The sequence below is a fragment of the Stenotrophomonas sp. SbOxS2 genome (genome assembly GCF_013416715.1).
GTDB classification, from domain to species: Bacteria; Pseudomonadota; Gammaproteobacteria; order Xanthomonadales; family Xanthomonadaceae; genus Stenotrophomonas; species Stenotrophomonas lactitubi.
The window spans coordinates 382,149-408,625 of record NZ_JAAVXD010000005.1 but is presented as its reverse complement, the minus strand read 5'-3'; the positions used below and the strand labels follow the sequence as shown (position 1 = coordinate 408,625).

At 65.9% G+C, this 26,477-nt stretch carries 31 protein-coding genes and 1 tRNA gene; 11 read left to right on the top strand and 21 right to left on the bottom strand.

Annotated elements, in window-relative coordinates:
* Positions 1 to 52 precede the first annotated feature (52 nt).
* The 3 genes from HFK18_RS11430 to HFK18_RS11420 all read left to right on the top strand — a co-directional run bounded on the left by HFK18_RS11430 (position 53) and on the right by HFK18_RS11420 (position 1,803).
* Positions 53 to 808 (top strand): transporter, encoded by a 756-nt coding sequence (locus tag HFK18_RS11430; protein ID WP_180166352.1) that lies wholly within the window; start codon positions 53 to 55, stop codon positions 806 to 808.
* Positions 809 to 884: 76 nt separating this feature from the next.
* A complete protein-coding gene (locus HFK18_RS11425; RefSeq protein ID WP_180166351.1) occupies positions 885 to 1,457 on the top strand; it encodes a TetR/AcrR family transcriptional regulator in 573 nt (190 codons plus the stop codon).
* Positions 1,458 to 1,470: 13 nt separating this feature from the next.
* Entirely contained in the window at positions 1,471 to 1,803 is a 333-nt protein-coding gene (locus HFK18_RS11420) for an SMR family transporter (RefSeq protein WP_089236273.1), read from the top strand.
* A gap of 25 nt (positions 1,804 to 1,828) precedes the next feature.
* On the opposite strand, the gene HFK18_RS11415 is transcribed toward HFK18_RS11420, so the two are convergent.
* The 3 genes from HFK18_RS11415 to HFK18_RS11405 form a co-directional block, all read right to left on the bottom strand.
* A complete protein-coding gene (locus HFK18_RS11415) occupies positions 1,829 to 2,002 on the bottom strand; it encodes a DUF1328 domain-containing protein (RefSeq protein ID WP_025876319.1) in 174 nt (57 codons plus the stop codon).
* A 104-nt stretch (positions 2,003 to 2,106) separates the two neighbouring features.
* Positions 2,107 to 2,745 (bottom strand): LysE family translocator, encoded by a 639-nt coding sequence (locus HFK18_RS11410; RefSeq protein WP_099819122.1) that lies wholly within the window; start codon positions 2,743 to 2,745, stop codon positions 2,107 to 2,109.
* A 99-nt stretch (positions 2,746 to 2,844) separates the two neighbouring features.
* Positions 2,845 to 3,477, bottom strand: coding sequence for a cation transporter (locus tag HFK18_RS11405; RefSeq protein WP_180166350.1), 633 nt, complete (start codon positions 3,475 to 3,477; stop codon positions 2,845 to 2,847).
* A gap of 160 nt (positions 3,478 to 3,637) precedes the next feature.
* Between HFK18_RS11405 and HFK18_RS11400 the strand changes: the two genes are divergently transcribed.
* Entirely contained in the window at positions 3,638 to 4,330 is a 693-nt protein-coding gene (locus tag HFK18_RS11400; RefSeq protein WP_180166349.1) for an aspartate/glutamate racemase family protein, read from the top strand.
* A gap of 21 nt (positions 4,331 to 4,351) precedes the next feature.
* Here the strand turns inward: HFK18_RS11400 and HFK18_RS11395 are convergent, their stop codons facing one another.
* Positions 4,352 to 4,720 carry a hypothetical protein gene (locus HFK18_RS11395; protein WP_257216168.1) on the bottom strand — a complete coding sequence of 123 codons (369 nt, stop codon included), beginning with the start codon at positions 4,718 to 4,720 and terminating at the stop codon, positions 4,352 to 4,354.
* A gap of 281 nt (positions 4,721 to 5,001) precedes the next feature.
* Between HFK18_RS11395 and HFK18_RS11390 the strand changes: the two genes are divergently transcribed.
* Both HFK18_RS11390 and HFK18_RS11385 read left to right on the top strand, forming a co-directional pair.
* On the top strand, positions 5,002 to 5,505 hold the full coding sequence (locus tag HFK18_RS11390; protein WP_180166348.1) for a DUF3011 domain-containing protein: 504 nt from the start codon (positions 5,002 to 5,004) through the stop codon (positions 5,503 to 5,505).
* 115 nt (positions 5,506 to 5,620) lie between these two features.
* The gene (locus HFK18_RS11385; RefSeq protein ID WP_180166347.1) at positions 5,621 to 6,070 is read left to right on the top strand and encodes a GNAT family N-acetyltransferase; all 450 of its coding nucleotides are present in this window, start codon (positions 5,621 to 5,623) and stop codon (positions 6,068 to 6,070) included.
* Here the strand turns inward: HFK18_RS11385 and HFK18_RS11380 are convergent.
* The 11 genes from HFK18_RS11380 to thrS form a co-directional block, all read right to left on the bottom strand.
* The gene (locus HFK18_RS11380) at positions 6,040 to 6,381 is read right to left on the bottom strand and encodes a phosphotyrosine protein phosphatase (protein WP_180166346.1); all 342 of its coding nucleotides are present in this window, start codon (positions 6,379 to 6,381) and stop codon (positions 6,040 to 6,042) included. The two genes, HFK18_RS11385 and HFK18_RS11380, sit on opposite strands and share 31 nt — an antisense overlap.
* Positions 6,375 to 6,578 carry a hypothetical protein gene (locus HFK18_RS11375; protein ID WP_180166345.1) on the bottom strand — a complete coding sequence of 68 codons (204 nt, stop codon included), beginning with the start codon at positions 6,576 to 6,578 and terminating at the stop codon, positions 6,375 to 6,377. Before HFK18_RS11375 ends, HFK18_RS11380 begins: the two co-directional genes overlap by 7 nt.
* Positions 6,579 to 6,696: 118 nt before the next feature.
* Positions 6,697 to 6,773: transfer RNA gene (locus tag HFK18_RS11370), tRNA-Pro, on the bottom strand.
* A 67-nt stretch (positions 6,774 to 6,840) separates the two neighbouring features.
* A complete protein-coding gene (locus HFK18_RS11365; protein ID WP_005410431.1) occupies positions 6,841 to 7,197 on the bottom strand; it encodes a MerR family transcriptional regulator in 357 nt (118 codons plus the stop codon).
* The gene (locus tag HFK18_RS11360) at positions 7,178 to 7,477 is read right to left on the bottom strand and encodes an integration host factor subunit alpha (RefSeq protein ID WP_005410432.1); all 300 of its coding nucleotides are present in this window, start codon (positions 7,475 to 7,477) and stop codon (positions 7,178 to 7,180) included. The genes HFK18_RS11365 and HFK18_RS11360 overlap by 20 nt, the downstream gene beginning before the upstream one ends.
* A gap of 27 nt (positions 7,478 to 7,504) precedes the next feature.
* Positions 7,505 to 9,901, bottom strand: coding sequence for a phenylalanine--tRNA ligase subunit beta (pheT, locus tag HFK18_RS11355; RefSeq protein ID WP_180166344.1), 2,397 nt, complete (start codon positions 9,899 to 9,901; stop codon positions 7,505 to 7,507).
* 83 nt (positions 9,902 to 9,984) lie between these two features.
* Positions 9,985 to 10,980: a phenylalanine--tRNA ligase subunit alpha gene (gene pheS / locus HFK18_RS11350; RefSeq protein WP_180166343.1), complete on the bottom strand. Its 996-nt coding sequence runs from the start codon at positions 10,978 to 10,980 to the stop codon at positions 9,985 to 9,987.
* Between the two features lie 194 nt (positions 10,981 to 11,174).
* A complete protein-coding gene (rplT, locus tag HFK18_RS11345) occupies positions 11,175 to 11,534 on the bottom strand; it encodes a 50S ribosomal protein L20 (protein WP_005410435.1) in 360 nt (119 codons plus the stop codon).
* 11 nt (positions 11,535 to 11,545) lie between these two features.
* Positions 11,546 to 11,743, bottom strand: coding sequence for a 50S ribosomal protein L35 (gene rpmI / locus HFK18_RS11340; RefSeq protein WP_002811096.1), 198 nt, complete (start codon positions 11,741 to 11,743; stop codon positions 11,546 to 11,548).
* A 274-nt stretch (positions 11,744 to 12,017) separates the two neighbouring features.
* Positions 12,018 to 12,560 carry a translation initiation factor IF-3 gene (infC, locus tag HFK18_RS11335; RefSeq protein ID WP_089236282.1) on the bottom strand — a complete coding sequence of 181 codons (543 nt, stop codon included), beginning with the start codon at positions 12,558 to 12,560 and terminating at the stop codon, positions 12,018 to 12,020.
* Between the two features lie 49 nt (positions 12,561 to 12,609).
* Positions 12,610 to 14,511, bottom strand: a complete 1,902-nt coding sequence (gene thrS, locus HFK18_RS11330) for a threonine--tRNA ligase (RefSeq protein WP_089236283.1) — start codon at positions 14,509 to 14,511, stop codon at positions 12,610 to 12,612.
* 418 nt (positions 14,512 to 14,929) lie between these two features.
* Here thrS and HFK18_RS11325 point away from each other — a divergent pair, with 418 nt between their 5' ends.
* From HFK18_RS11325 to HFK18_RS11315, 3 genes are read left to right on the top strand one after another with little or no spacing between them, the layout of a single operon-like run.
* Positions 14,930 to 15,226 (top strand): hypothetical protein, encoded by a 297-nt coding sequence (locus HFK18_RS11325; protein ID WP_180166342.1) that lies wholly within the window; start codon positions 14,930 to 14,932, stop codon positions 15,224 to 15,226.
* Positions 15,226 to 15,489 carry a hypothetical protein gene (locus HFK18_RS11320; protein ID WP_089236284.1) on the top strand — a complete coding sequence of 88 codons (264 nt, stop codon included), beginning with the start codon at positions 15,226 to 15,228 and terminating at the stop codon, positions 15,487 to 15,489. The genes HFK18_RS11325 and HFK18_RS11320 overlap by 1 nt, the downstream gene beginning before the upstream one ends.
* Positions 15,490 to 15,499: 10 nt before the next feature.
* Entirely contained in the window at positions 15,500 to 17,059 is a 1,560-nt protein-coding gene (locus HFK18_RS11315) for a PepSY-associated TM helix domain-containing protein (protein ID WP_180166341.1), read from the top strand.
* Between the two features lie 25 nt (positions 17,060 to 17,084).
* Here the strand turns inward: HFK18_RS11315 and HFK18_RS11310 are convergent, their stop codons facing one another.
* Both HFK18_RS11310 and HFK18_RS11305 read right to left on the bottom strand, forming a co-directional pair.
* Positions 17,085 to 17,477: a VOC family protein gene (locus HFK18_RS11310; protein WP_180166340.1), complete on the bottom strand. Its 393-nt coding sequence runs from the start codon at positions 17,475 to 17,477 to the stop codon at positions 17,085 to 17,087.
* Between the two features lie 103 nt (positions 17,478 to 17,580).
* Positions 17,581 to 18,771 (bottom strand): glycoside hydrolase family 18 protein, encoded by a 1,191-nt coding sequence (locus HFK18_RS11305; protein WP_180166339.1) that lies wholly within the window; start codon positions 18,769 to 18,771, stop codon positions 17,581 to 17,583.
* A gap of 205 nt (positions 18,772 to 18,976) precedes the next feature.
* Here HFK18_RS11305 and HFK18_RS11300 point away from each other — a divergent pair, with 205 nt between their 5' ends.
* Together HFK18_RS11300 and HFK18_RS11295 are read left to right on the top strand one after the other, a co-directional pair.
* Positions 18,977 to 19,978 (top strand): hypothetical protein, encoded by a 1,002-nt coding sequence (locus tag HFK18_RS11300; RefSeq protein ID WP_180166338.1) that lies wholly within the window; start codon positions 18,977 to 18,979, stop codon positions 19,976 to 19,978.
* A gap of 103 nt (positions 19,979 to 20,081) precedes the next feature.
* Entirely contained in the window at positions 20,082 to 21,140 is a 1,059-nt protein-coding gene (locus HFK18_RS11295; RefSeq protein WP_180166337.1) for a serine hydrolase, read from the top strand.
* On the opposite strand, the gene HFK18_RS11290 is transcribed toward HFK18_RS11295, so the two are convergent.
* The 4 genes from HFK18_RS11290 to truB all read right to left on the bottom strand — a co-directional run bounded on the left by HFK18_RS11290 (position 21,109) and on the right by truB (position 26,418).
* Entirely contained in the window at positions 21,109 to 22,668 is a 1,560-nt protein-coding gene (locus HFK18_RS11290; RefSeq protein WP_180166336.1) for a winged helix-turn-helix transcriptional regulator, read from the bottom strand. The genes HFK18_RS11295 and HFK18_RS11290 overlap by 32 nt on opposite strands.
* Positions 22,669 to 22,815: 147 nt before the next feature.
* Positions 22,816 to 24,924: a polyribonucleotide nucleotidyltransferase gene (gene pnp, locus HFK18_RS11285; protein ID WP_180166335.1), complete on the bottom strand. Its 2,109-nt coding sequence runs from the start codon at positions 24,922 to 24,924 to the stop codon at positions 22,816 to 22,818.
* Between the two features lie 147 nt (positions 24,925 to 25,071).
* Entirely contained in the window at positions 25,072 to 25,332 is a 261-nt protein-coding gene (gene rpsO / locus HFK18_RS11280) for a 30S ribosomal protein S15 (protein ID WP_005410445.1), read from the bottom strand.
* A 177-nt stretch (positions 25,333 to 25,509) separates the two neighbouring features.
* Complete coding sequence (truB, locus tag HFK18_RS11275; RefSeq protein ID WP_180166334.1) at positions 25,510 to 26,418, bottom strand: tRNA pseudouridine(55) synthase TruB; 909 nt, start codon at positions 26,416 to 26,418, stop codon at positions 25,510 to 25,512.
* Positions 26,419 to 26,477 lie beyond the last annotated feature (59 nt).

The following is a 26,477-nucleotide window of genomic DNA, read 5'->3' as shown; positions in this document are numbered from 1 at the left end:
CGCGCACGGCATCGTCGCGCATGCTGAAGCCTCCCTGCGAGACGGAGCCCGCATGCGCCGCACCCTGTTGATCGTCCTGTCGCTGGCCAGCACCCCGGTGCTGGCCGCAGAACCTCCCAGCTTCGACCGTCCCGGCATCGGCTTCGGCACTGACACGGTGCCGCGTGGCGGCCTTGCCGTCGAAGTGGGCCTGCCCAGCTATCAACGTGATCGTGATCGCGACGGCCTGCGTACGACCTCGCTGTCGAGCGACCTGTTGCTGCGCACCGGGTTGGCGCCGGGCTGGGAACTGCAGTTGGCGTCCACACCGTGGCAGCGCCAGCGCGAACGTGGCCCTGACATGCCACGCACGCAGCAGCGCGGCGCCGGCGACAGCACGGTCGGAGTGAAATGGGCCGGTCCCGGCAGTACCGAGCGCACGGCCTGGGCGCTGCTGGCCAGCGGTGTGATCGCACGTGGCGATGCCGCCTTCAGCGATGGCCGCCAGTACGCGCTGGCCGCCAGCGTCGAACACACCTTCAACGAGCGCTGGAGCGGTGCGCTGTATGGCAGCCATCAGCGCGGCGCAGGCCAGCGCAGCACGACCTGGTCGCCAAGCCTCGCGCTGAGCGTGACCGAGCGGCTGGGCACCTATCTCGAAGCCGGCTTTACCCACGCCAGGCAGCAACCCGACCAGGCCATCGCCGGCGCAGGCCTGACCTGGATGCTGCGGCCGAACGTGCAGCTGGACGCCTCTTTCGATCTCGGCCTCAATCGCAACAGCCCCGACCTGCAGCTCGGCACCGGCATCGCGTTCTATCTGCAGTGACCTGCTGAACTGATCGTGCGCGTCGGGCGAGTCGCCCCCGCGCTACAATCATACCGTCCAGTCGGTTTCGTCTCCCATGCCAGAATCCCCTCCCCGCTCCCGCCGCAAGGCGCCCGACAGCGTGCGCCAGGCGCTGCTGCAGGCGACCGCCCACACCATCGGCCAGAATGGACTGGCGGCCCTCACCGTGCAGGATGTCGCCGACGCGGCCGGTGTCAGCAAGGGCGCGCTGTTCCATCATTTCGGCAGCAAGCAGGACCTGATCGAGGCGACGCTGACTTCGCTCATCGCCGACTTCGAGGACAGAGTGCGCGAGGTGCTGCGGCAGTCCCCGCCGCGCCATGGCGGCTTCAGCCGTGCCTATGTGCAGGTCAATTTCGAACATCTGCTGCAGCAGGAGCAGATCAACGACATCGGGCTCACCATGGGCAACATGCTGGAGCCGGCGCTGCTGGTGTACTGGCGAACGTGGCTGCGCGGCATGCTGGCCGAGTTTCCGGATGAAGCCTGCGATCCGCGGCTGTATGCCGCGCGTTGCGTTGCCGATGGCTACTGGGCTACCGCCTATGGGCGGCCCTTGGACGAAACCGAACGCCAGAATGCCCAGGCCATGGCCCTGGAGGCACTGAAGCTGTGCGAACCGGCATGAGCGGGAGACTGCGATGAACCCCTATTTCTACCTGGCCGGCGCGATCGTGCTGGAAGTGATCGCCACCTCCCTGCTCAAGGCATCGGAAGGCATGACCCGCCTCGGCCCCACGCTGGGCGCGCTCGCCGGTTACGGTGTGTGCTTCTACCTGCTGTCGCTGACGATGAAGTCGATCCCCACCGGCATTGCCTATGCCATCTGGTCCGGCGTCGGCATCGTGCTGATCTCGCTGATCGGCCTGCTGGTGTTCAAGCAGCGCCTGGATGCACCGGCGCTGATCGGCATCGGCCTGATCTGTGCCGGCGTACTGGTCATCAACCTGTTCTCGCACAGCAGCGCGCATTGAGCGCGCCGCTGTACGAACTGCCGGGCTAGGCGACCTTCTTCGCGACGGTCATGCCGAGCACGAACAGTACAACCGCAATGATGATGCCGGCCCAGAACAGGAACTTGGCGATCCCCACCGCGGCGCCGGCAATACCGCCGAAACCCAGCGCACCGGCGATCAGGCCGATGATGGCGAAAATGATGGCCCACTTGATCATGTCGATCCTCTCCCTGACGGGAATACTGAAGGTGCGATCAGGTTAGGCAGGCCGCGATGCCACACGCGTGAACAGGTCGCAGGCGCGGCGTGAAACGATCCGGTTCAGCGCGGCCGGAAGCGCAGCAGCGCCACTGCGAAGGCGAGAAACACGCTGCCAACCAGGCGTTCGAACCAGCGTTGCGCAAAGGGCTTTGCCAGCCAACGGCGCAGCCCATGTCCACCCGCCGCGTACATCACGTACCAGAACAGTTCGCAGGTAGCGAAGGTGGCCACCAGCACCGTGTACTGCACGGCCTGGCCACGCGCGGGGTCGACGAACTGCGGCAGGAACGCGGCGGCGAACAGCAGCAGCTTGGGATTGCTCAGCCCCACCAGCAGACCACCACGGAACACTGCCCAGGCACCATGCACCGGCGCCAGCGCTGCATCGACGTCTGTCGCCACCGGCGCCTGCCGACAGCTGTCCCGCCAGGCCTTGATGCCCAACCAGGCCAGGTAAGCCACACCCAGATAGCGCAGCACATCGAACAGCATCGGCGACGAGCGCAGCACCGCGCTCAGGCCGGCCGCGGACGCCGCAAGCACCAGCAGCATCGCCAGCAGGCAACCGGCCATGGCGGGCACGCTGCGACGGAAGCCCAGGCCGACACTGCGCCCCAGGATGTGCAGCATGTTCGGACCCGGCGTGCCGCACAGCACGAACACTGTCGCCAGGAACCACCACCAGGTATGCAGGGCCATCACTTCGTCCACCGGAATAATCCCTGCAAGGATAGTGCGCAGCGGCTGTCACCACCATGCACAGTCCAGGGTCGATTCGACGGTTACAGCTGCTGCGACTCAGCCGCTGGCAACGCGCGACGCACGCAGTTCGGCCATCGCGATGCGCAGCACCCGCAGCGCCGAGCGCAGGAACACGACCAGCAGTGCGACCGCGACCAGCAGGTCCGGCCAACCGGCACCGAACAGCGCGACCAACGCCGCCGCCAGCACCACCGAAATGCCCTCGAAGATATCGTTGCGCGCGCATTCCCAGGCCGATGCCAGGTTCACGTCGTCATTGCGATACGGCGTCAGCAGCCACAGGCAGAAGCCATTCGCGGCAAGATTCAGCAGCGCGGCGAGGCCCATGCTTTCGAACAGGGGAACCTGCGGATGCGCCAGCCGCCATCCGATCTGTACCGCCACTGCCACCGCCGCCGCCAGGATCAGCGCGCCCTTGAACAACGCAACCCGCGCCTTGGCCGCCACGCCGGCACCCACCACCAGCAGGCTCAGCAGGTAGGTAGCGGCGTCGCCCAGGTTGTCCAGCGCACCGGAGAGCAACGCGGACGAGTGGCTGTACCACGACGCGCCGACCATCATCAGAAACGTCGCCAGGTTGATCAGCAGCACGATCCACAGCACCCGCCGGTGGCGCGCCTGCATGGCCGCCACATCCAGCGTCTTGCCGCAGCCACAGCATTCGCCCATCGCCCTGCCCTCTGCCTGTCGTGGCCCATTATCACGCCGATCAGCCGTGTCGGCAGCTGCTGCGGCGGGCCCATCTGCGATTGCGCGCCCCGGCCGCGCCGGCACGCGGTGTCCCGGCCTGCGATGTGCTGCAATGGCACTCCCCGGCACGGAGAGACCCATGAAGACGCTTGGCCTGATCGGTGGCATGAGCTGGGAAAGTTCGGCGCAGTACTACCGCCTCATCAACGAAGAGGTACGCGCGCGGTTGGGCGGTGCGCACTCGGCGCAGTTGCTGATGTGGTCGCTGGATTTCGCCCGCATCAAACAGCTGCAGCATGACGGTGACTGGGATGCGCTGGGCAACGAGATGGTCGATGCGGCCCAGCGGCTGCAGGCCGGTGGCGCCGAACTGCTGCTGATCTGCACCAACACCATGCACAAGCTTGTTGGTGAGATCGAGGCGGCCTGCCCGCTGCCCCTGCTGCATATCGCCGACCCGACCGCCACCGCGATCGTGCAGGCCGGTCTGCAGCGTGTCGGCCTGCTCGGCACGGCCTTCACCATGGAAGAGAACTTCTACCGTGGCCGGCTGAGCGAGCGCTTCGGCCTGGACGTACTGGTTCCGGAGGCCGACGACCGCCGCGATGTGCATGCGATCATCTACCAGGAGTTGATCGCCGGCGTGGTCAACGAGCGATCACGGCGGGTGTACGTCGAGGTGATCGAACGCCTGGTTGCCCGCGGTGCCGAAGCGATCATCCTGGGCTGTACCGAGATCATGCTGCTGGTGCGTGCCGAAGACAGCCCGGTGCCGCTGTTCGACACCACGACCCTGCATGCGCGCGCGGCGGTAGACGCGGCGTTGGCATGACGCACATCGCCGTACACCCGGTCACGCAGTCGGTTCGGGCTGCACTTCCAGCGAAGTGACCAGCCATTCCACCACCGGTGGCGAATCGCACAGGAAGAACACGGCGTCGCCGCTGCGGGCTTCGGTCAGCATCCGGTAGACGCTGATCGCCACGCCCGATTGGTTGGCGATGAAAATCTCACTGCTGCGCGGCCCGTCGGCCTGGCGGGAAACCAGCCGCAAGGCACGCCGGGCCGCGACCGTATCTTCCGGCTCGGCTTCGCGGGTCAACTCCAGGCCACGCAGGCCCCAGGCAACAAAAACACGCTTGCCCTTGAACGTCGTGTCCAGGACCTGCACTTCGACCGCGCCTGTGCCGGCCGACCGATGAATGACGATACTGCTGATCAACGCAACCCCCTGTGGTCGTCGTGGTCCGCACATCCTTGTCCGCACCCGCACCCGCGCCAGCAGCCACGGGCGAGGCCCGAAGGTCGCGTTCGAAAGCGCTGGAACGTGTAAAAAACTGTAAACCGATGCAATCGGATGTGCCGGGGATGATACGGGATGTAACGCCCTGCATGCGCCGCCGGACACTTATAAATCCGTCCTGAGCCGGCGCAGGGCCCGGTCGTCGCAGAGCGCCGCACGTGCGCCATTCTTGCGTCCCACTCCCAACCCGAGGTTTTTCAATGAGTCCTCGCCTGTTACTGCCCCTGGGCGGTTCTGCGCTTGCCCTGCTGCTGGCCGCCACCACGGTCTCGGCCCAGGATTACGACATCGAGTCGTCACCGCGCACCACCTGCGAATCGCACTTCAACAAGACCCAGCAGTGTCCGTTCGAGGGACGCGCGCGCCTGGCGCGGCAGCTGTCGGTGACGCGGTGCGTGGAAGATGACAACTGGGGACAGCGCCGCGGCATGCTGTGGGTCACCGACGGCTGTCGTGCCGAATTCGTCGCCGAAGAGCGTGGGCGAGGCCGTTGGCCCGGACGTGACCGTGATCGCGATGGCGAGCGCCTGGTCTGCGAATCCTATGAAAACAAGGAGAAACAGTGCCGCATCCGCGTCCGTCATGACGTGCGGCTGGTCAAGCAGAAGTCGGTCACCACCTGCACCGAGGACCGCAACTGGGGCTGGGACCGACGCGGCGTATGGGTCAGCGACGGCTGCCGCGCCGAATTCCGCGTCTACTGAGTGCGATGGCGGCGCGCCCATCCTCGCTAGAATGAGGCTCCCACAGCAGGAAACACCGCATGGAACGCTGGTATCTGGCAACGATGATGTCCTTGCTGCTGCGCAGCCGTCCGCGATGACCCGGCAGGCTCCAGCACTTCAGATACGTGCGGCCGCATGCACGGATCTTCCGGCACTGATCGCCCTCGACAGCGTTGCGGCGCATGACCCACGACGTGCGGTGCAGATCGGCCAGTGGCTGGCGGACGGCCACATGCACGTTGCCGAGCTCGATGGCACGCTGGCCGGCTACCGGGTCCAGCATCGGCACTTCTTCGGTGAAGCCTTCATCGAGATGTTGATGGTGGCCGCGCCGCTGCGCGGATACGGCATCGGCAGCGCGTTGCTGCTGCATGCCACCTCGTGCAGCGCTGGCACCCGACTTTTCAGCTCGACCAACCAGTCCAATACCAGCATGCAGCGGCTGCTGGCAGCCGCTGGCTTCGTAAGGTGCGGGATCGTGCACGGCCTCGACGAAGGCGACCCGGAGCTGATCTACCGCTTCGCCACTGACGATGTGAGGTAAGCGGCGACCTTCGCTTCCAGCAGCGCCATCAACGCCGGGTCCATGCAGCGATAGTCGTCGGGGATATCCAGGCAGTGCAGCGGCGTGTGTTCAAGCAGGCGCGCGAAATTCGCCTGCAGCCGATGCTGGTGCTTGGGCTCCATCACGAAGATGACATCGGCCCAGCGGATATCCGCTGGGCTGATGGGCCGGCGCGCGTGCGGGCTGGTGCCGGCAGAGCGCGCACTGATACCGGGCCGGCGCTGCCACATCGCTTCGGCGGTGGGGCTGCGCAGCTGGTTGCGGCTGCAGACAAACAACAGGTTCAACATTCCTGATCCAGCAGTTGCCGCGGGCTGAGGACCGGATAGGTGAAACCCAGCTGGCGCGCCCGCAGCAGCTTGTCGCCGCGCGTATACATCAGCTTCCAGTTCTTTTCCGGCTTGAAGATCGGCACGGGTGCCGTGTGGTCGCCGCCGTGATGGCGCGACCGCGAGCGCCTCCAGGCGCGGTTCCTTTGCGTTTCCATGATCGTATTCTCGTGGGTACCGGGTTCAGCAGCCGCGGTAGTACGAGTGCGCGCAGGATACAACGCCGCAACAAAAAAGCCCACGCATCGCTGCGCAGGCTTGTCTGTTTCATCACAGTGGTCGGGACGGCCGGATTCGAACCGACGACCCTCTGCCCCCCAGGCAGATGCGCTACCAGGCTGCGCTACGCCCCGACTGATGCTGCGATGTACCCGCCAGTGCGGCGGGCCGTGAAGTATAGCGGATTACGGCGGAAATGGGTCAGCGACGCAGCAGTTGCAGCACTTCTTCCAGTTCCATCCGCACCTGCTTGATGATCTGGTTGCTCAAGGCCGATTCCTCGCGCGCATCCGGACCATCCAGGCGCAGGCGCGCGCCACCGATGGTGTAGCCCTGTTCGTACAACAGGCTGCGGATCTGCCGCACCATCAGCACGTCGTGGCGCTGGTAGTAACGACGGTTGCCACGGCGCTTGGCCGGCTCGAGACTGGGGAACTCGGTTTCCCAGTAACGCAGCACGTGCGGCTTGACGTCGCACAGTTCGCTGACTTCACCGATGGTGAAGTAGCGCTTGGCCGGAATCGGCGGAAGTTCGCGGTTACTGCCCGGATCCAGCATAAGCTTCCACCCTCTCCTTGAGCTTCTGGCCCGGACGGAAGGTAACCACCGTACGGGCGGAAATCGGAATTTCCTCGCCGGTTTTGGGGTTGCGACCCGGGCGCTGGTTCTTGCGCCGCAGGTCGAAATTGCCAAAGCCCGACAGCTTCACCTGACGTCCCTGTTCCAATGCTTCACGCAGCACATCGAAGAACGCGTCGACGAATTCCTTGGCTTCCCGCTTGTTCAGACCGACTTCGTCGAACAGCTTTTCCGCCATCTCCGCCTTGGTCAATGCCATTGCCTGCTACCCCCGAGTGCTGCCCGCTCAGCCGCGGATCCGGGCGTGGTGTTCACGCTCGATGGCAGTGACCGCCTCGGCCACTACCGCTTCCACGTCGCGGTCCGTCAGAGTGCGCGACTTGTCCTGCAAAATCAAGCCCATAGCGAGACTCTTGAATCCCGGCTCGACGCCCTGGCCGACATAGCGGTCGAACAGGTTCAGCTCGCGCAGCAGCGGGCCGGCCGCCTGGCGGATGGTCGCGGCAAGGTCACTCCAGGCCACCTGTTCAGGCACCAGGAAGGCCAGGTCGCGGCGCACCGCCGGGTAGCGCGACAGTTCACCGGCGCGCGGCAGCGCACGGGCGGACAGCGCTTCCAGATCCAGCTCGAAGGCGTACACGTCCACGTCGATGTCCATCGCCTTGGCCAGGCGCGGGTGGATCTGACCGATCCAGCCGATCGCCACGCCGTCGCGGAAGACCTCGGCCGAACGCACCGGATGGCCGTAGGCACGGCTGGACGGGCGGAACTCCAGCACCGCGCCACTGGCAGCGGCCAGCGATTCCAGGTCGCCCTTCAGGTCATGGAAATCGACCTTGCGGGTCGGCAGGCCCCACTGCACCGCCTGCGCTTCACCGCAGACCGCAGCGGCCACACGCGGGGTTTCCAGCGGCGCCGGCCGGCTTTCGCCGAGCGACGCGTCCCCGCCCTGCTGGGCGAACACACGACCAAGCTCGAACAGGCGCACGCGGCCCAGCTGGCGCGCAGCATTGCGACCGAGGGTGGCGACCAGGCCCGGCAGCAGCGACGGGCGCATCACCGCCAGTTCGGCCGACAGCGGATTGGCCAGCGGCACCAGAGCATCGCGCAGCTGCCAGTGGCTCAGCAGGCCGTCGTCGACGAAGGCGAAATTGACGGTTTCCTGCAGATCGCGGGCGATCAGCTGGCGGCGCACGCTCAACGCGTCCAGCTGGGTTTCGCTCGGCATCGCCACGCGCGAGGCCCCGCCCGGCAGCGTGGTTGGAATCTGCTCGTAACCGTGGATGCGGGCCAGTTCCTCGATCAGGTCTTCTTCAATGGCGATGTCGAAGCGGCGGCTCGGCGCAGTGACCTGCCAGCCTTCGCCAGCGACCACCACCTGCATGCCCAGCGCGCGCAGGATGCGCTCGACCTCGGCGTCGTCGATGGTGATGCCCAGCACGCGGGTGATGCGCGCGCGGCGCAGCAGGATCGTGGCCGGCTGCGGCAGGTCGGCCGCATGTACCGCCTCGGTCACCGGCGCCGGCGTACCGCCGGCCAGGTCCAGCACCAGGCGGGTCGCGTATTCGATGGCGGTACGCGGCAGCGCCGGGTCGACGCCACGCTCGAAGCGGTGGCCGGCATCGGTGTGCAGGCCGAGCTTGCGGCCACGGCCCATGATCGCGGCCGGCGCGAAGTGCGCCGCTTCCAGGAACACGGCGGTGGTGGCGTCGGTGACGCGGGTGTCGAAGCCGCCCATCAGGCCGGCCAGGCCGACCGCACGGTCAGCATCGGTAACCACCAGGAAGCTGTCGTCCAGCGCAGCATCACGGCCATCCAGCAGCTTCAGGCTTTCACCGGCGCGCGAACGACGCACACCGATCGTGCCCTGCAGGGTGCCCAGATCGTAGGCGTGCATCGGCTGGCCCAGCTCGAGCATCACGTACTGGGTGATGTCGACCAGCAGCGACACCGGGCGCACACCACTGCGGCGCAGGCGCTCGGCCATCCACAACGGGGTCTTCGCCGCGGCGTTGACACCTTCGATGACACGACCGAGATAGCGCGGCGCTTCAGCACCGGCATCAAGCTGGATCGCCAGCTCGCGACTGCCCTGGGCAGCAATCGGCTCTGCGATGAAATCCAGTACTTCGCTGCGCGTCGCTGCTGCAACGTCATAGGCGATGCCGCGGATGCTGAAGCAGTCGGCGCGGTTCGGGGTCAGCTTGATCTCGATGCTGGCGTCCGGCAGGCCGAGGTACTCCACCAGGGTCTGGCCGACCGGCGCATCGTCCGGCAGTTCCAGCAGACCGGAGGCATCGTTGTCCAGGCCCAGCTCCTTGGCCGAGCACAGCATGCCGTTGGATTCGACGCCGCGCAGCTTGGCCGGCCTGATCTTCAATTCACCGATCTGCGCACCGACCATCGCCAGCGGCGCGACCAGGCCCGGGCGCGCATTCGGCGCACCACAGACGATCTGCAGCAGCTCAGCCTGGCCCGCATCAACCTTGCATACCTGCAGGCGGTCGGCTTCGGGATGGCGCTCGGCTTCGACGATGCGCGCGACGACCACATGCTGCAGGCCATCGCCAAGCGCGGTCACCTCTTCCACTTCCAGGCCGATGGCGGTCAGCACCGCGCTCAGCTCATCGCGCGAGGCAGTGGTCGGGACGTGGCTGCGCAGCCAGTTTTCGGAGAATTTCATGGTGTCACCCTGGTGGGCCCGGCGCATGCGCCTGGGCCTGCGTTGTTGAGTCCGCCGGGCACGGCCCGGCGCTACCTAATGCGTTACGCGAACTGCTTCAGGAACCGCACGTCGTTCTCGAAGAACGCGCGCAGGTCGTTGACGCCGTAGCGCAGCATCGCAAAGCGTTCCACGCCCATGCCGAAGGCGAAGCCGGTGTAGCGTTCCGGATCGATGCCGACGTTGCGCAGCACGTTGGGGTGGACCATGCCGCAGCCGAGCACTTCCAGCCAGCGGGTGCTGCCGTCGGGCTGCTGCCAGGCGATGTCCACTTCCGCGCCGGGTTCGACGAACGGGAAGTAACTGGGGCGGAAACGCATCTCGAAATCACGCTCGAAGAACGCGCGCACGAACTCGGACAACGTGCCCTTCAGATCGGCGAAGGTCGAGTGCTCGTCGACCAGCAGGCCTTCGACCTGGTGGAACATCGGCGAATGGGTCTGGTCGCTGTCGCTGCGATAGACCTTGCCGGCGGCGATCATGCGCAGCGGCGGCTGGTGCTCGCCCATGTAGCGCACCTGCACACCGGAGGTATGCGTGCGCAGCAAGCGACCGTCACCGAAGTAGAAGGTGTCATGCATGGCGCGCGCCGGATGGTGCGGCGGGAAGTTCAGCGCCTCGAAGTTGTGCCAGTCGTCCTCGATCTCCGGCCCTTCGGACAACTCATAGCCCAGCCGGCCGAAGATGCCGGTGATGCGCTCGAGGGTGCGGGTGATCGGGTGCAGGCCAGCGCGTTCGCCGCTGCGGCCGGGCAGCGTGATGTCGATCGCCTCGGTGGCCAAGCGCGCATCGAGTGCGGCATCTTCCAGCACCGCCTTGCGCTCGCCCAGCGCGCTGCTCAGCGCATCGCGGGCCTGGTTGATGGCTTCACCGGCGGCCTTGCGCTCGTCGGCCGGCAGCGCACCGAGCTGCTTGAGCTGCGAGGTGATGCTGCCGCTCTTGCCAAGCAGGGCCACGCGTAGCTGCTCCAGCGCGTCAGGGCTCTGCGCGGCGGCCACGTCGGCCAGCGCCTGGGAAGTGAGGGATTGAATGTCGCTCATGGGTAGCCGGAACTCCAGTCGGTCTGCCATCGCGATGCGCGAAGGGCCGCGCCGTCGCCACCGCTTGCCGGTCGCCCGCCATCTGCACAGCTGCGCCCGGCACAAAAAAGAATGGGGAAGGACTTGCGCCCTTCCCCATGCATTGCCTCTACCTGACACCGTTCTCCGTGAACGGCAACGGCATCGGGAAGGACTTATGCCGCCAGTGCGCCCTTGGCCTTTTCGGCCAGTGCAGCAAAGCCAGCTGCGTCGTGCACGGCGATGTCAGCCAGAACCTTGCGGTCCAGGGTGATGCCAGCCTTCAGCAGGCCGTTCATGAAACGGCTGTAGCTCAGGCCGTTGATGCGGGCAGCCGCGTTGATGCGGGTGATCCACAGCGAACGGAAGTTGCGCTTCTTCTGCTTACGGCCGATGTAGGCGTACTGCTGTGCCTTGATGACCGCCTGCTTGGCGACGCGGAAGACCTTGCGACGGGCATTGTAGTAGCCCTTCGCCAGATCAAGGATTTTCTTGTGGCGGCGACGCGCCTGTACGCCACGCTTAACTCGTGCCATTTTTCAGTTCCTCAGAGGTAAGGGAGCATGCGGTCCAGACGGCCTGCGTCTTCTGCGCGGACGTGATTCGTCTGACGCAGGTTACGCTTACGCTTGGTCGCTTTCTTCGTGAGGATGTGGCTACGGTTGGCGTGGCCGCACTTGTACTTGCCCGAGGCGGTCTTGCGGAAACGCTTGGCCGCCGCCCGGTTGGTCTTGATCTTGGGCATTGCAATGTCCTTGATGGGATATGACCCTGGTTTCTGACTGATCTGGCGGCGGCCTGGGCCGCTCTTTCCGTCCTGCCATGATCGGCGTACGACCCGTCCTGGGTGGGTCGAGCCGGGCATGATACAGGCAAAACCGCCCTGTAACCAGCCCCCATACAGCTTTTCATCCGTAACCCGGCTGTGCCGGACCCGGAAAAGCAAAAGGACGCCAGCGGCGCCCCTTCACCTTCATCCATTCAGCCGCCAGGCGCCCCGCGAGGCAGCCCGTCAGGCCTCAGGTCTTCTTCTTCGGCGCGATCATCATCACCATCTGACGCCCTTCCAGGCGCGGACGGGATTCGATGACGATGTCCTCGCCCAGATCACCCTCGATCCGGCTGGCCATCTCGCGACCCAGTTCCTGGTGGCTCATTTCACGGCCACGGAAACGGATGTTGACCTTGATCTTGTCGCCTTCTTCAAGGAAACCGCGCATCTTGCGCAGCTTGATCTGGTAGTCGCCCTCGTCCGTAACCGGACGGAACTTCACTTCCTTGATCTCGACCTGCTTGGTCTTCTTCTTGGCCTCGCTGGCCTTCTTCTGGGCTTCGAACTTGAACTTGCCGAAGTCCATGATCTTGCACACCGGCGGGTCGGCCTGCGGCTGGATCTCGACCAGGTCCAGGCCTTCATCTTCGGCCATGGACAACGCTTCGTCTCGCGTCAACACGCCGATCATTTCTCCGTCACTGCCGATCACGCGGACGCGCGGCACACGGATTTCCTGATTCTTGCGGTTCTGTTTGTTGTCAGGGGTACTGATATTGCGATCTCCCAAGGGTGTCGAACCCGGCCCGGGCGCCAATGCGCACGGGCCGGACCTTTGTTTACGCGCCCTCGGCCTGGAGCCGCTCGGTGAAAGCCTGGAGGCTCATGCTGCCGAGATCTTCGCCAGAACGCGTACGCACCGCCACAGCGCCGTTTTCCTTCTCGCGGTCACCAATGACCAGCAGGTACGGCACGCGCTGCAGCGTGTGCTCGCGAATCTTATAGCCGATCTTCTCGTTACGCAAATCGGCGCTGACGCGGAAGCCTTGATCCGCAAGGCTTTTGGTCACGGCAGAGACGTATTCAGCCTGCGCATCGGTGATATTGGCCACCACCACCTGGGTCGGCGCCAGCCAGGCCGGGAACTGGCCGGCATGGTGCTCGATCAGGATGCCCAGGAAACGCTCCATCGAGCCGACGATGGCTCGGTGCAGCATCACCGGATGCTTCTTCTGGCTGTTTTCGTCCACGTATTCAGCGCCCAGACGGCCAGGCATCATGAAATCGACCTGCATGGTGCCCAGCTGCCAGGTGCGGCCGATGGCGTCCTTCAGGTGGTACTCGATCTTCGGACCATAGAAGGCGCCCTCGCCCGGCAGTTCCTGCCATTCCACCCCGCAGCTGGACAGTGCCGAGCGCAGCGCGCCCTCCGCCTTGTCCCAGGTGGCGTCATCGCCCAGGCGCGATTCGGGGCGCAGCGCGATCTTGACCTGGATCTCCTCGAAGCCGAAGTGCTGGTACACCGCCAGCGCCTGCTGGTGGAACGCGGTCACTTCCGCCTCGACCTGGTCTTCGGTGCAGAACACGTGACCGTCGTCCTGGGTGAAGCCACGCACGCGCAGGATGCCGTGCAGCGCGCCGGAGGGCTCGTTGCGGTGGCAGGCGCCAAACTCACCATAGCGGATCGGCAGATCGCGGTAGCTGTGCAGCCCCTGGTTGAACACCTGCACGTGGCCCGGGCAGTTCATCGGCTTCAGCGCGTAGGTACGCTTCTCCGACTCGGTGAAGAACATCGCGTCCTGGTAGTTGTCCCAGTGGCCCGACTTCTGCCACAGCGACACGTCCAGGATCTGCGGGCAGCGCACTTCACCGTAGCCGGTGCTGCGGTACACCTTGCGCATGTACTGCTCGACCACCTGCCACAGCGCCCAGCCCTTCGGGTGCCAGAACACCAGGCCCGGCGCCTCTTCCTGCAGGTGGAACAGGTCCTGCTGCTTGCCGATGCGACGGTGGTCGCGCATCTCCGCTTCTTCGATGCGCTTGATGTACGCGTCAAGCTGCTTCTTGTCGGCCCAGGCGGTGCCGTAGACGCGCTGCAGCTGCTCGTTCTGCGCGTCGCCGCGCCAGTAGGCACCGGAAATGCGGGTCAGCTTGAAGGCCTTCAGGAAGCGCGTGTTCGGCACGTGGGGGCCACGGCACATGTCCACGTATTCCTGGTGGTAGTACATGCCCATCGCCTGGATGTCAGGCGACATGTCCTCGATCAGGCGCAGCTTGTAGTCCTCGCCACGGGCCTTGAAGATCTCGATGACTTCCGCGCGCGGCGTCACTTTCTTGATGACGTCGTAGTCCTGTGCGATCAGCTCGCCCATGCGCTTTTCGATCGCCGCCATGTCTTCGGGCGTGAACGGACGCTCGGAGTAGATGTCGTAGTAGAAGCCTTCGGCGATCACCGGACCGATGACCATCTTCACGTCCGGGTACAGCTGCTTGACCGCATGGCCGACCAGATGGGCGCTGGAGTGGCGGATGATTTCCACGCCCTCCTCGTCCTTGGCCGTGATGATGCGCAGGGAGGCATCGTGGTCGATGACGTCACTGGCATCGACCAGCACGCCATCCACCGAACCGGCGATGGTGGCCTTGGCCAGGCCGGCACCGATCGACTGGGCGACGTCCATGACGCTGACGGGATGTTCGAATTCGCGGCGGCTGCCGTCGGGAAGGGTAATCGTGATCATTGCAATGGCTTCATGCGGGGCCCGTCGTGGCGGGCTGGAAAGCGCTCCCGGGGCAACGCCCGGGCAATAAAAAAGCGCCGCGAGGGCGCCTGGAATACAGGGCCTTCGGGGCAGGTCAACAGTGGGCGGTGGTAGTGCTCATGTCGCACGCTCGGCCGGCGCTGGGCGCGGGCCACCTTGTTCCAGGATGGGGTTGCCGATGATCTTAAACCAGTGGCCGACAAAGCCCAAGCGGCGCCTGAATGGCGCTGGCTGGCGGCGTGAAAACGCAATGATTACCATGTGCGCGCAGCCAGCCCCCGTGCCGGCCTGCCCGCTTCCCCCAGGACCCTGCAATGCGCCACCCGCCCCGACCGGCGCCCGCCGGTCCCGCCCGTGCCCCGCGTTCACCGGCCGTATGCCGGGCTCGGAGCCCGCAATGATCACCGTTGGCCTGTCGACACTGGGCTTCTGCAGCCTCGGCATGCTGTCGGCGATGTTCTCCGCGCTGGCGTTCTATGCCGCCTCCCCCCACTGCCGTTGGCCACGGCTGCGCCGTGCCGGGCGCCTGGGCCGGCAGATCGGCCTGGTCGCTGCCGTGGCCGCACTGTGGCTGTGGATGGCCGAACTGGGCTTTGCCGCCGGCCTGGTGGCGATGCTGTGCACCTGGATGCTGGCCGCCATGCTGCTGCCCGCGCTGGCCGCATGGCACTGCCCCGATGTGGAGCCGCGCTGATGTGGTCGCGCGCACTGGCGGGCATCTTCGCCGGCTTCTTCCTTGCCGCTGCGGCAACCGGCCTGGTCGCATGGCTGCCGCCGGGCCCCTGGCAGAAGGCCCTGGTGCCGAGCCTGATCGCATTCGTCCCGTTGTGGATGCTGGCCGCGCTGTGGGCCTTCAGTTTCCGCAGCCCGCTGCGCGCCTGGCTGACCCTGGCCGGTTGCGCGGCCCTCGGCTTCGCCGTACTCGGCCTGCTGCGCCTGACCGGCGCGGTGCAATGAGATCGACCGCATGAAATTCAGTTCCCAGACCCTGCGTACGTTCACCACCCTGCACACCTGGGTTGGCCTGGTCGCCGGCTTCGGGCTGTTCGTGGCGTTCTATGCCGGCGCGCTGACCCTGTTCCACCACGATCTCCCGCTGTGGCAGACGCCTGGCGCGGCAACCGCATTGCCCGCCGGCCTGGATGACGCGCAGTACCTGCTCGACGACGTGCTGGCCACGCACGCGGAGGCGCGTCGCCACGTCGGCATGACCTTCCCGGGCGCCGATCATCCGCAGCCGCTGGCCTACTGGCAGGCCGAGGACGGCAGCTGGCGCTATGCATGGCCCGGACAGATCGGCGGCAGCCCGACGCCACCGCAGACCGGGCTGGCCGAACTGGTCAACGAACTGCATTACAGCCTGGGCCTGCCGGTGGCCGGCATCTACGTGATGGGCATCGTCAGCCTGCTGTACGGCATGGCCCTGCTCAGCGGCCTGGTGATCCACCTGCCCAAGCTGCTGGGCGATCTGTTCGCGTTGCGCCCGGGCCGCAACCTCAAGCAGCAGTGGCAGGACGCGCACAACGTGATCGGCGTGCTCAGCCTGCCGTTCCATCTGATGTTCGCAGTGACCGGCGCCCTGCTCTGCCTGGTGTTCATGCAGATGGCCGTACTCAATCCCCTGATCTACGACGGCAAGGCACTGCAGGCGGTACCGACGGCGATGGATACCGCGCCGCTGCGCGAAGCCAGTGGCATCCCGGCTGCACCGGGCAGTCTGCGCGAACTGCACGCACGGGCGCTGGAAGTCGCGCGCGCGCAAGGTGTGGCCAACTTTGAACCGGCCTACCTGAAACTGGCCAATGGCGGTGATGCCAACGCGACCATCGAGATCACCGGCGAGGCCAGCGGCACGCTTGGCCCGCTCGGTGCTGTGGCGCTGGATGTCGAAAGCGGCCGCGTGCTGGCCAGCCAGCTGCCTGGCCAACGCGATGCCAACCACGCCACGCTCAGTGCAGCCTATGCCCTGCACTTCGGCGAATTCGGCAATGGCGTGGTGGTCTGGCTGTACTTCCTGCTCGGCCTCGGCGGCGCCTTCCTGTTCTATTCGGGCAACCTGCTGTGGATCGAGTCGCGCCGCAAGCGCCGTCAGCCGCAGCAGTCACGCGCTGCCATCAACATGGCGCGGGCCACGGTGGGTGTCTGCATCGGCCTGTGCGTGGCAATCTCGGTGGCCTTCGTAGCCGCACTGGTGCTGGAGCGGGTCGCCCCTGCCCAGGTCGACCACGGCATCCGCTGGGCCTGCTTCGTGACCTGGGCGGCGTGTGCGCTGTGGGCAGCCCTGCGCCGCCCGGCACAGGCGGCGCGCGAGCTGCTGTGGGCCGCAGCGATCAGCACCGCGCTGGTGCCGGTGGCACACGGCGCCCTCAACGGTGACTGGCTGTGGTTGGCCGCCGCACGCGGCCACTGGCCGTTGTTCTGGATCGATGCGATGGCACTGGCGATGGCCTTTGGCTTTGCCCGCCTGGCATATGCGAGCCAGCGGCGGGCCCGCAATGGTGACCCCAACAGCGTGTGGGCGAACTGACCACGCGTGCGCGCAGCCTGCGCGGTTACGTGGCGTCCACGTAGCGGGCAACTTCAATCAGGTTCCCATCCGGATCACGGAAGTACACCGACTCGATCGGCCCAAGCGCTCCCGTACGCGGCACCGGCCCTTCTTCAACCGGCACCTGCTCTGCCTGCAGGTGGCCCAGCACCGCCTGCACGCCCATCCGAGTGATCAGGCAGAGATCGGCACTGCCGCGGGTAGGCTGCAACGCGTGGGGCTGCAGCGGCGCGCTGGCCGGGTGCAGGTTGATCTTCTGCTGGCCGAACTGCAGGGCGACGCGACCGGCGCCGAAGCGCACGACCTGCATGCCCAGCACGCGCTGGTAGAAGTCACAGCTGCGTTCGATGTCGGCAACGGTAAGAACCAGATGGTCCAAGCGGTCGATGATGATCATGCACGCAGCTTAGCGCTGCGTGCGTGGCGCAGATGTGCGGTTTCGGGCCGCAGGCCGTGCCTGGAACCGCCGAACCCGGACTGGCTCGAACATGTTGAAGCGCTCAGTCGCCAACGCGCGCCTTCTGCCAAGGAGCCAGCATGGCGTTGAGCAGGCTGGCCTGCTCGTCGTCACCGGTCAGCTCCCACATGAAGACACCGGCCAGGCCCTGCTCGCGCGCGAACTGCGCCCGCAGCCCGATCGAACGCGGGTCTTCATAGCTGATGAAGATCTTCTCGGTCGGGTTGTACAACCACGGGCTCTGCGCCTGCGGCTGCCAGTGCTTGTTCCAGCCCGGCTGGTCGAGATAGCGTGCCTTGATCACCCGCCAGTCACCGGCATCGGCCGGAGCGCTGTAGGCCTGGTACAAGCCATCTGCCGACTCGCCGGTGACCTTGAAACCGCGCCCATAGAACGGCACGCCCAGCACCAGCTTGCTCGCCGGTACGCCGTGCTCGCGGTAGTACTGCACGGCACCGGCGACGTTGTTCCAGCGCCGCAGTTCCGGCGCCAGCGGGTCGGCAGGCACTTCATGCAGGGGGGCATTGAAGGTCGAGACCGACGAGAAGCCGGTGCCCATGTCGTAGCTCATCAAGTTGATGAAATCGAACACCTTGGCCAGCGCCGGCAGATCGTAGCTGGCGGCGGGATCGTAGGGTCCATCGGTCTGCAGGCGACCCGCGGCCAGCGCCGCAGTCAGCAGCATCGGCTGCCCCGCCTTTCTGCCGCGAGCATCCAGCGCCACGCGGAAGGCCTGCGCAAGCTTGGTCAGGTTGGCACGGTCCTGCGGACGGTGCGCCAGTTCCTTCGGGCCACCACTGACCGGGAATTCCCAGTCGATATCCACACCATCGAAGCTGCCGGCATGGCGCTCGAAGAACAACGCCATGCACGAGTCGACCAGGCGCCTGCGGCTGGCCTCGGTCAACGCAGCGTCGGAGAATCCTCCTGCGCCCCAGCCACCGATCGAAATCAACGTGCGAAGATGCGGATGACGGCGCTTGAGCTCGGCCAATGCGGCGAAGTTGGCCGGCGCCTCGGCTCCGATCGCACAGCGCCCGTCCTCGATGGTGGAAAACGCATAGAACAGATGGGTGAGCCGTTCGGCCGGGATGCTCGATACCGGATAGCGCTCGGCCGAACCGCCGGGGTAGTACGCACCGAAGATCGGCGTTTGCGCGGGTTGCGCCTGCGCGGCAATGGGCAGGGTACCGGCGATCAGCACTGCAAGTACGGCCAAGGTCTGGCGGAACATGGAAACTCCCGGGTCGAAGGCGCAGCCACGTTAGCAAACAGATCGGCCCAGGGTGCGGATGTCCGTGCAAGTCGTCCGCCGGACAGTGGCCGGCCACTGGAAGCTGACACGGTCGTGGCTGCGTAACGTCGAAAGCACTTCGCTGCAGGACAACACACGACCCGCCTGGGCTAAGGTGGCGCTAGATCTTCAATGGCACACGGACATGACCGCAGACCACGACGCAGACGACGAACTGCTGGACGACGAAACCCTCGAAAAGCTGCAGGCAATGGAAGCGCGTGCCTATGCGGCGTTCGATGCTGGCGACCTGGAGGAAGCCACCACCCTGTTCGGCGAGCTGATCGAACTCACACCCGAACTGCCCAATCTGCACTACATGCGCGGGTTGGCGCACAAGTACCTGCGCGACTGGCCGGCATCGCTGCAGGACAACCTGCGCTCGGAACAGCTGCGCGATGCATTCGACGAGGCCACGGCATGGAACGCCGGCATTGCCGCCACCGGCGCCGGTGACTGGGCCGAGGCGCGCCGGCAATGGACCCGTTGCGGCATCACACTGCCCGAAGGCGAAGGCCCGATCGACGGCAATTTCGGCGTTGCCTGTGTCCGCTTGAATCCGTGGTCCAGCGGCGAGACCGTGTACATGCGCCGATTGGATCCGGTGCGTGCACGGGTGGAGAACGTACCGCTGCCTGAGAGCGGGTTCCGCTTCGGCGACATCGTGCTGCATGACGGCGCATCCACCGGGCATCGCAGCCATGGTGAGCGCCAGGTACCGGTGTTCAACGCCATGCAGCGTCTGCAGCAATCGGACATGGCAACCCATGCCGTGTTCGTGCGGTGCGACGGGCCGGAGGACATTGCCGCGCTGCGTGCGCTGACTTTGCCGGGCATCGGTCTGGTCGAGGACTGGACCGAGTCGGTGCGTCACCTGTGCCTGCGCTGCAGCTATGGCACGCCGCACCAGCACGATGACGGCCGTGGCGATGACGAGACCCGCGATGATGACGATCGCTGGGAAAGCGAACGCAACCTCGGTATCGCCGCACAGGGCCGGACCGCGGTGGAGAAGTTGATGGCGGTATGGACGGCAGCCGGCAGGGGGCGCGTGCTGGAGGCGATTGAACAGCGCGAGCATCCACTTCCGGATCCGGAGCCCGGCCAGGTGTGGTGGCTGGGGCACGAAGAAGAACAGCCCGTGTAGCGCCGAGCCTTGCAGCGCAAGGCTTTCAGAATTCTTCAGGGGAATTTCCAGCACTTCAGCCGCTGCTCTGGCCCAATCGGGCTCCTTTCGATGGAGCCCGATCATGCGTTCACTCCTGGCCATTTCCGGCCTGCTGGCATCTCTTCTCAGCCTGCCCTGCACTGCCGCCCCACCCGACCCTGCGCGCCTGCAGGCACTGGAACACGCCATTGCCAGCGATGAACTGAAGCAGATCCGCAGCGTACTGCTGCAGGTGGATGGCAAGGTCGTCTACGAGGACTACTTCAACGGCGCCGATGCGCAGACCCTGCACGACGTGCGTTCGGCCAGCAAGAGCGTGACCGCCCTGCTGGTGGGGGCCGCCATCGGCGAGGGCAAGCTGCCGGGCGTACACGCGCGCGTCTATGACTACTTCCCCGCTTACACCGCGCTCCATGCGGTGGACCCACGGCTGCGCCAGACCACCGTGGAAGACCTGCTGACCATGAGTTCCCTGTGGGAGTGTGATGACGAGAATGCGTTCTCGGCAGGCAACGAAGAGCGCATGTACGTGACCGAACGCTGGCTCGATTTCACCCTGGGGTTGCCGGTCAAAGGATTTGCACCGTGGATGCAGCGCCCGGCGGACAGCCCGCACGGGCGCGCTTTCGCTTACTGCACCGCCAATTCCTTCGTGCTCGGCGCGGTGCTGGAAAAGGCGACCGGCCAGCCGCTGGCAGACTACGCCGCACGCGTGCTGGAGCGACCGCTGGGAATCACCGCAAGCCACTGGAACCGTTCACCCGAGGGCATCGGCATGGGCGGCGGCGGCACCCGCTACCGCAGCCGCGATCTGGCCAGGCTGGGCCAACTGGTACTCGATGGCGGCCGCTGGCAGGGCCGACAACTTCTGCCGCGCGACTACATCGCCGCCATGATCCAACCGCAGGCACAGGCCGGCGATGGCAGTGACTACGGTTATCAATGGTGGGGATTGAAACTGGCGGTCGACGGCAAACCACAGACGGTGTGGGCAATGTCCGGCAATGGTGGCAACTATGTCTTCGTGCTGCCGCAACATCGCGCCGTGGCCGTGGTTACCAGCCAGGCCTACAACCGCAGCCTGGCCCACCCACAGTCGCGACGGATTCTCACCGAGTTCCTGTTGCCGGCGCTGCGCTGAGGCCCGAGAGATCGGCGGGACGCCAGTCGGCAGCCAGTACCCGGCTGCGTTGGCGCGCGATGTCGGCATCGATGCGCGCCAGCAGTGGCATCCATTCCGAAGTGTTGTGCAAGGGCGCGAACAGCGGCGTGGCGCGCAGCCACGCCGCATCGCGGAAGCCATCATTGACCGCCTGCTGCAGCGCCGCCATCGCCGAAGCGGTGTTGCCTGACGCCTGCAGCAGCAGAGCCCGCTCCAGAGCGGCGTCGGACCAGCCATCACCGGCCTGTGCCTGCAGCGATGCGAGGCGGTTGCCAATCCATTCCGGTGATGGGCCCGGCACTGCGTACAGCATGGCCAGGGTCTGCCCGAACGACTGCTGCGGACGCAGTTGGCGCCCCTGCTCGAAGGCAGCGGCGGCGGCGGCGCGATCCCCGGCCTGCAGCGCCAGTTCGCCCTGCAGCCGCAGCAGTTGTGGATGCGGGGTGCCGCGCGACAGCGCTTCGGACAGCGCCTGTCTGGCTGGCCCGTATGCACCGGCTGCAAACAGGCTGCGCGGCCAGGCGATGTTGGCAAAGACGTTGTCGGGGTACAGCTGGAAGTTCCGCGCGTGACGTTGTGCCGCCGCTTGGGTGAAGCCCAGCAGCTCCAGTTCACGTGCCACCTGCACGTCGCGGAAACGCAGGCGCTCGGGCGCCTTCAATGCGAGATTGTCGCGCAGCGCAAGAACAAGATGGCCCTGCTCCTGGTGAAGATAGGCCAGCGATGCGCGCGTGCGCTCATCAGCGGGATCCAGCTGGATGGCGCGCTGGTAATCGGCAATGGCATCGCCCATCCGCCCCAGGCAGTCGTAGGCATAGCCGCGCAATGCGTGCGCCGCACCGTCATCGAAAGCGCGACGGAGTTCGGCGTCCGCCAGGGCAAGGGCTTCGTCCATCTGCGCAGCCGAGCCATTGAACAGGCACCCCTGCGCGGACAAGGCACGTGACAGCCCGCGTCGTGCGCTGCTGGATTCGGGATCCACCTGCAGTGCCTGCAGGTACAGGGCAATGGCACGCTCGTTGTTGCCGGCCTGGCCGATGCTGGCGTAGTACTCGGCGCGCTGCAGCAAGGCCTGTGCGGCCGGCGGCGATGGCGTAGCGGGCCACAGTAGAACAGTGGCCAGTACGGCAACGGCGGCGGCACCGCCGGCCAGCCAAGGCCACTTGCGGCGTGCAGCTGGCGGCGAGGTCCGCTCCAGCGCGACCGGCGCAGCGCACAGCTGATAGCCACGCCCACGTACCGAGCGGATATACCGCGGGCGGCGGCTGTCGTCGCCCAGCGCCTTGCGCAGCAGCTTCACCCGCTGGCTGATCGCATCTTCGCCCACGACCGCTGGTGCCCAGACCTGTTCGGCCAAGGTGTCGAAATCGACGATGTCGGTACCACGCTCCAGCAGCACTTCGAACAGGCGCCAGCTCAGGCCATGGAGCGGCAACGCCACACCTGCGCGGGTGACCCGCTGTGCAGGGCAATCGATCTCAAGGTCGAGCAGACGCAGGCTGTCCATGCGCGAAGCATAGCGGCCGGTGCGGCCTGCGGGACGACAGGCAAAGAAAAAGCGGGCCGAAGCCCGCTTTTTCATTTCGGCGTGTCAACCAAGGTTGACACCTACCGGAATCGAGGCATGCCAACCAAGGTTGGCACCCACCGTCGATTACTCGACGGTGGCGCCTTCGCCTTCCTCGACGGCCTTCATCGACAGGCGGATACGGCCCTGCTTGTCGACTTCCAGCACCTTGACCTTGACCACATCGCCTTCCTTCAGCACGTCGCCGACCTTCTCGACGCGGTCGCTGGAGATCTGCGACACGTGCACCAGGCCGTCCTTGCCCGGCAGGATGGTGACGAACGCACCGAAGTCCATGATCTTGGCGACCTTGCCTTCGTAGATGCGGCCCGGCTCGACGTCCGAGGTGATCTGCTCGATGCGGGCCTTGGCAGCCTGCGCAGCGATGGCATTGACCGACGCGATGACGATGGTGCCGTCATCCTGGATGTCGATCTGGGTGCCGGTTTCCTTGGTGATGGCCTGGATGGTCGAACCACCCTTGCCGATCACTTCGCGGATCTTGTCCGGGTGGATCTTGATGGTCAGCAGACGCGGCGCGTAGTCCGACAGCTCTTCGCGCGGAGCGGTCAGGCCATGGGCCATTTCGCCCAGGATGTGCAGACGGCCAGCCTTGGCCTGCTGCAGAGCCTGCTTCATGATCTCTTCGGTGATGCCTTCGATCTTGATGTCCATCTGCAGGGCGGAGATGCCCTCAGCGGTACCGGCAACCTTGAAGTCCATGTCGCCCAGGTGATCTTCGTCACCCAGGATGTCGGACAGGACGACGAAGCGATCGCCTTCCTTGACCAGACCCATGGCGATACCGGCAACCGGTGCCTTCACCGGCACGCCGGCGTCCATCAGGGCCAGCGACGAGCCGCAGACCGAGGCCATCGACGAGGAACCGTTCGACTCGGTGATTTCCGACACGACGCGGATGGTGTACGGGAAGGATTCCAGCGACGGCATCACTGCCAGCACGCCGCGCTTGGCCAGACGGCCGTGGCCGATCTCGCGACGCTTCGGGCCCATCATGCGGCCGGTCTCACCCACCGAGTAGGGGGGGAAGTTGTAATGGAACAGGAAGTTCTCTTTGTACTCACCGGAGACGGCATCGATAACCTGGCCATCACGGGCGGTGCCCAGGGTGATGGTCACGATGGCCTGCGTTTCGCCGCGGGTGAACAGCGAGGAACCGTGGGTACGCGGCAGGATGCCGGTCTTCACTGCGATCGGGCGGACGGTGTCCAGCGCACGGCCGTCGATGCGGACCTTGGTGTCCAGCACCGAGTTGCGCATGGTGCTGTATTCCAGCTCGCCGAATTCCTTCGACAGCTCGGCCGGGTTCCAGCCTTCAGCGGCCACGCGGCCAGCCAGCGACTCGACCACGTCCTTCTTGATCGCCGAGATGGCGTCGCGGCGCTGCAGCTTGTCGCGCACCTGGAAGGCTTCGCCCAGACGCGGGCCGATGGCTTCCTGCAGGGCGCTGATCAGCACGTCGTTCTTGGCCGGGGCGACCCAGGTCGACGGCTTGGTGCCGGCTTCCACGGTCAGCTCGTTGATCGCGTTGATGACCTTCTGCATTTCGCGGTGACCGAAGGTCACGGCGCCCAGCATCACGTCTTCGGACAGCAGCGCGGCTTCGGATTCCACCATCAGCACAGCGTTGGCGGTACCGGCAACGACCAGCTCCAGCTCCGAATCCTTCAGCTCGGTCACGGTCGGGTTGAGGATGTACTCACCGTTCTTGTAACCGACCTTGGCGGCGGCGATCGGACCCTTGAACGGGGTGCCGGCCAGCGACAGCGCAGCCGAGGCACCGATCAGCGCCGGGATGTCACCGTCGATGTCCGGGTTCAGCGACATCACCGTGGCGATGATCTGGACTTCGTTCTTGTAGTCTTCCGGGAACAGCGGACGGATCGGACGATCGATCAGACGCGAGATCAGGGTTTCCTTCTCGGTCGCGCGGCCTTCGCGCTTGAAGAAGCCACCCGGGATACGGCCACCGGCGTAGAACTTCTCCTGGTAGTCACAGGTCAGGGGGAAGAAGTCCTGGCCCTCACGCGCGCTCTTGGCGGCAACGGCGGAGACCAGCAGCACGGTATCGTCGAACTTGACGATGACGGCGCCACCGGCCTGGCGGGCGATTTCGCCGGTCTCAAGCGTGACGGTGTGCTTGCCGTACTGGAAGGTTTTGGTGATTTTTGCCACGGGGGTGTCCTTGGGGATGCTGTCTGCGAATGGACCGGGGGCGACCCTTGCCGCCAACGGATGACCGGTCGTTCCGGTCTGAAAAAGGTATTGCGGTGCTACAAAACAAAACCGCGGCGCATCGCTGCGCCGCGGGGGATTCTTTGCTTAGCGACGCAGGCCAAGCTTCTCGATCAGGGCCTTGTAACGCTCGACGTCCTTCTTCTTCAGGTAGTCGAGCAGGCTGCGGCGGCGGTTGACCATCTGCAGCAGACCGCGGCGGCTGTGGTGATCTTTCTTGTGGGTCTTGAAGTGGCCGGTCAGCAGTTCGATGCGGGCGGTCAGCAGTGCAACCTGGACTTCCGGGGAGCCGGTGTCAGCCGAGCTGCGCTTGTTGTCTTCAATGACCTTCTGGGTGTCGATCGACATGTCTTTTTTCTCTGTGATGCGTGGCCGGCAGGAACGCGCTTTCGCGCACCGCCTGGCTCGCCGTGAACCAACAAATGGATGAAACCCGCCTTCGGCAGGCTGCCGTAAAACGGCCGCGGAATTGTAACGGCCAGGGGGCTTTGGAACAAGGTCCGGGGCTGAACCGGGCCTCCCCGTTCAGAGGTTGAAGCGGCGCTGCGGGGCCAGCAGACCGCTATCGTCGACCTGGCCCAGGCCCTGCGCCGCCGATCCGGGACCGAACACGGCCACCAGGCCGCGCGGCCAGGAAGGGTCGCGCTGGCGCTGGCCCACGCAGAAACGCTGGGTCTGCTCGGCGTCCAGGTCGACCCGGGGATACTCGGACAGACCGGCTGCCAGCGGCAGCAGCAGCGCGTCCATGGCGGCCTCGTCCTGCGCTTCCACCAGGGCCCTCAGCTGCTCCAGGGTGACCATCGCCGGTTCGTGGAACGGCTCCACCCACAAGCGACGCAGGGCACTGATGTGCGCCCCGCAGCCCAGCGTTTCACCAAGGTCACGGGCCAGACTGCGGATATAGGTGCCCGAGCCGCAGATGACCCGCAGCCGCAGCCGCTCGGGCTGCTGCTCCAGTATCTCGATGGCATGGACCTTGACCTGGCGCTCGGGCGCCTCGATGGCGTCGCCTCGGCGGGCCTTCACATAAAGCGGTTCCCCGCCCTGCTTGAGCGCGGAATAGATCGGCGCACGCTGCAGGATGTCGCCCAGCAGCGGCGCGATCGCCGCCTGCAGGGTCTCGGGACTGATCGCAGGCACCGGCCGCTCGAGCAGCACCTGGCCCTCGGCATCATCGGTATCGGTGGTCTGGCCCAGCACGATCTCGGCGTCGTAGGCCTTGGCCGAGCCCAGCAGCAGGCCGGCGATCTTGGTGGCCTCGCCGAAGCACAGCGGCAACAGGCCGGTGGCCAGCGGGTCAAGGCTGCCGGTGTGGCCGCCCTTTTCCGCACGGAACAGGCGACGGGCGACCTGCAGCGCGGCGTTGGAGCTCATGCCGGTCGGCTTGTCGAGCAGCAGGATGCCATCCAGGCGGCGGAACTGAATTCGGGTCATGACAGGTACGGGTAGCGCCGGGCCATGCCCAGCGAGCGCGCAGCGCGGTCTGCATCAGA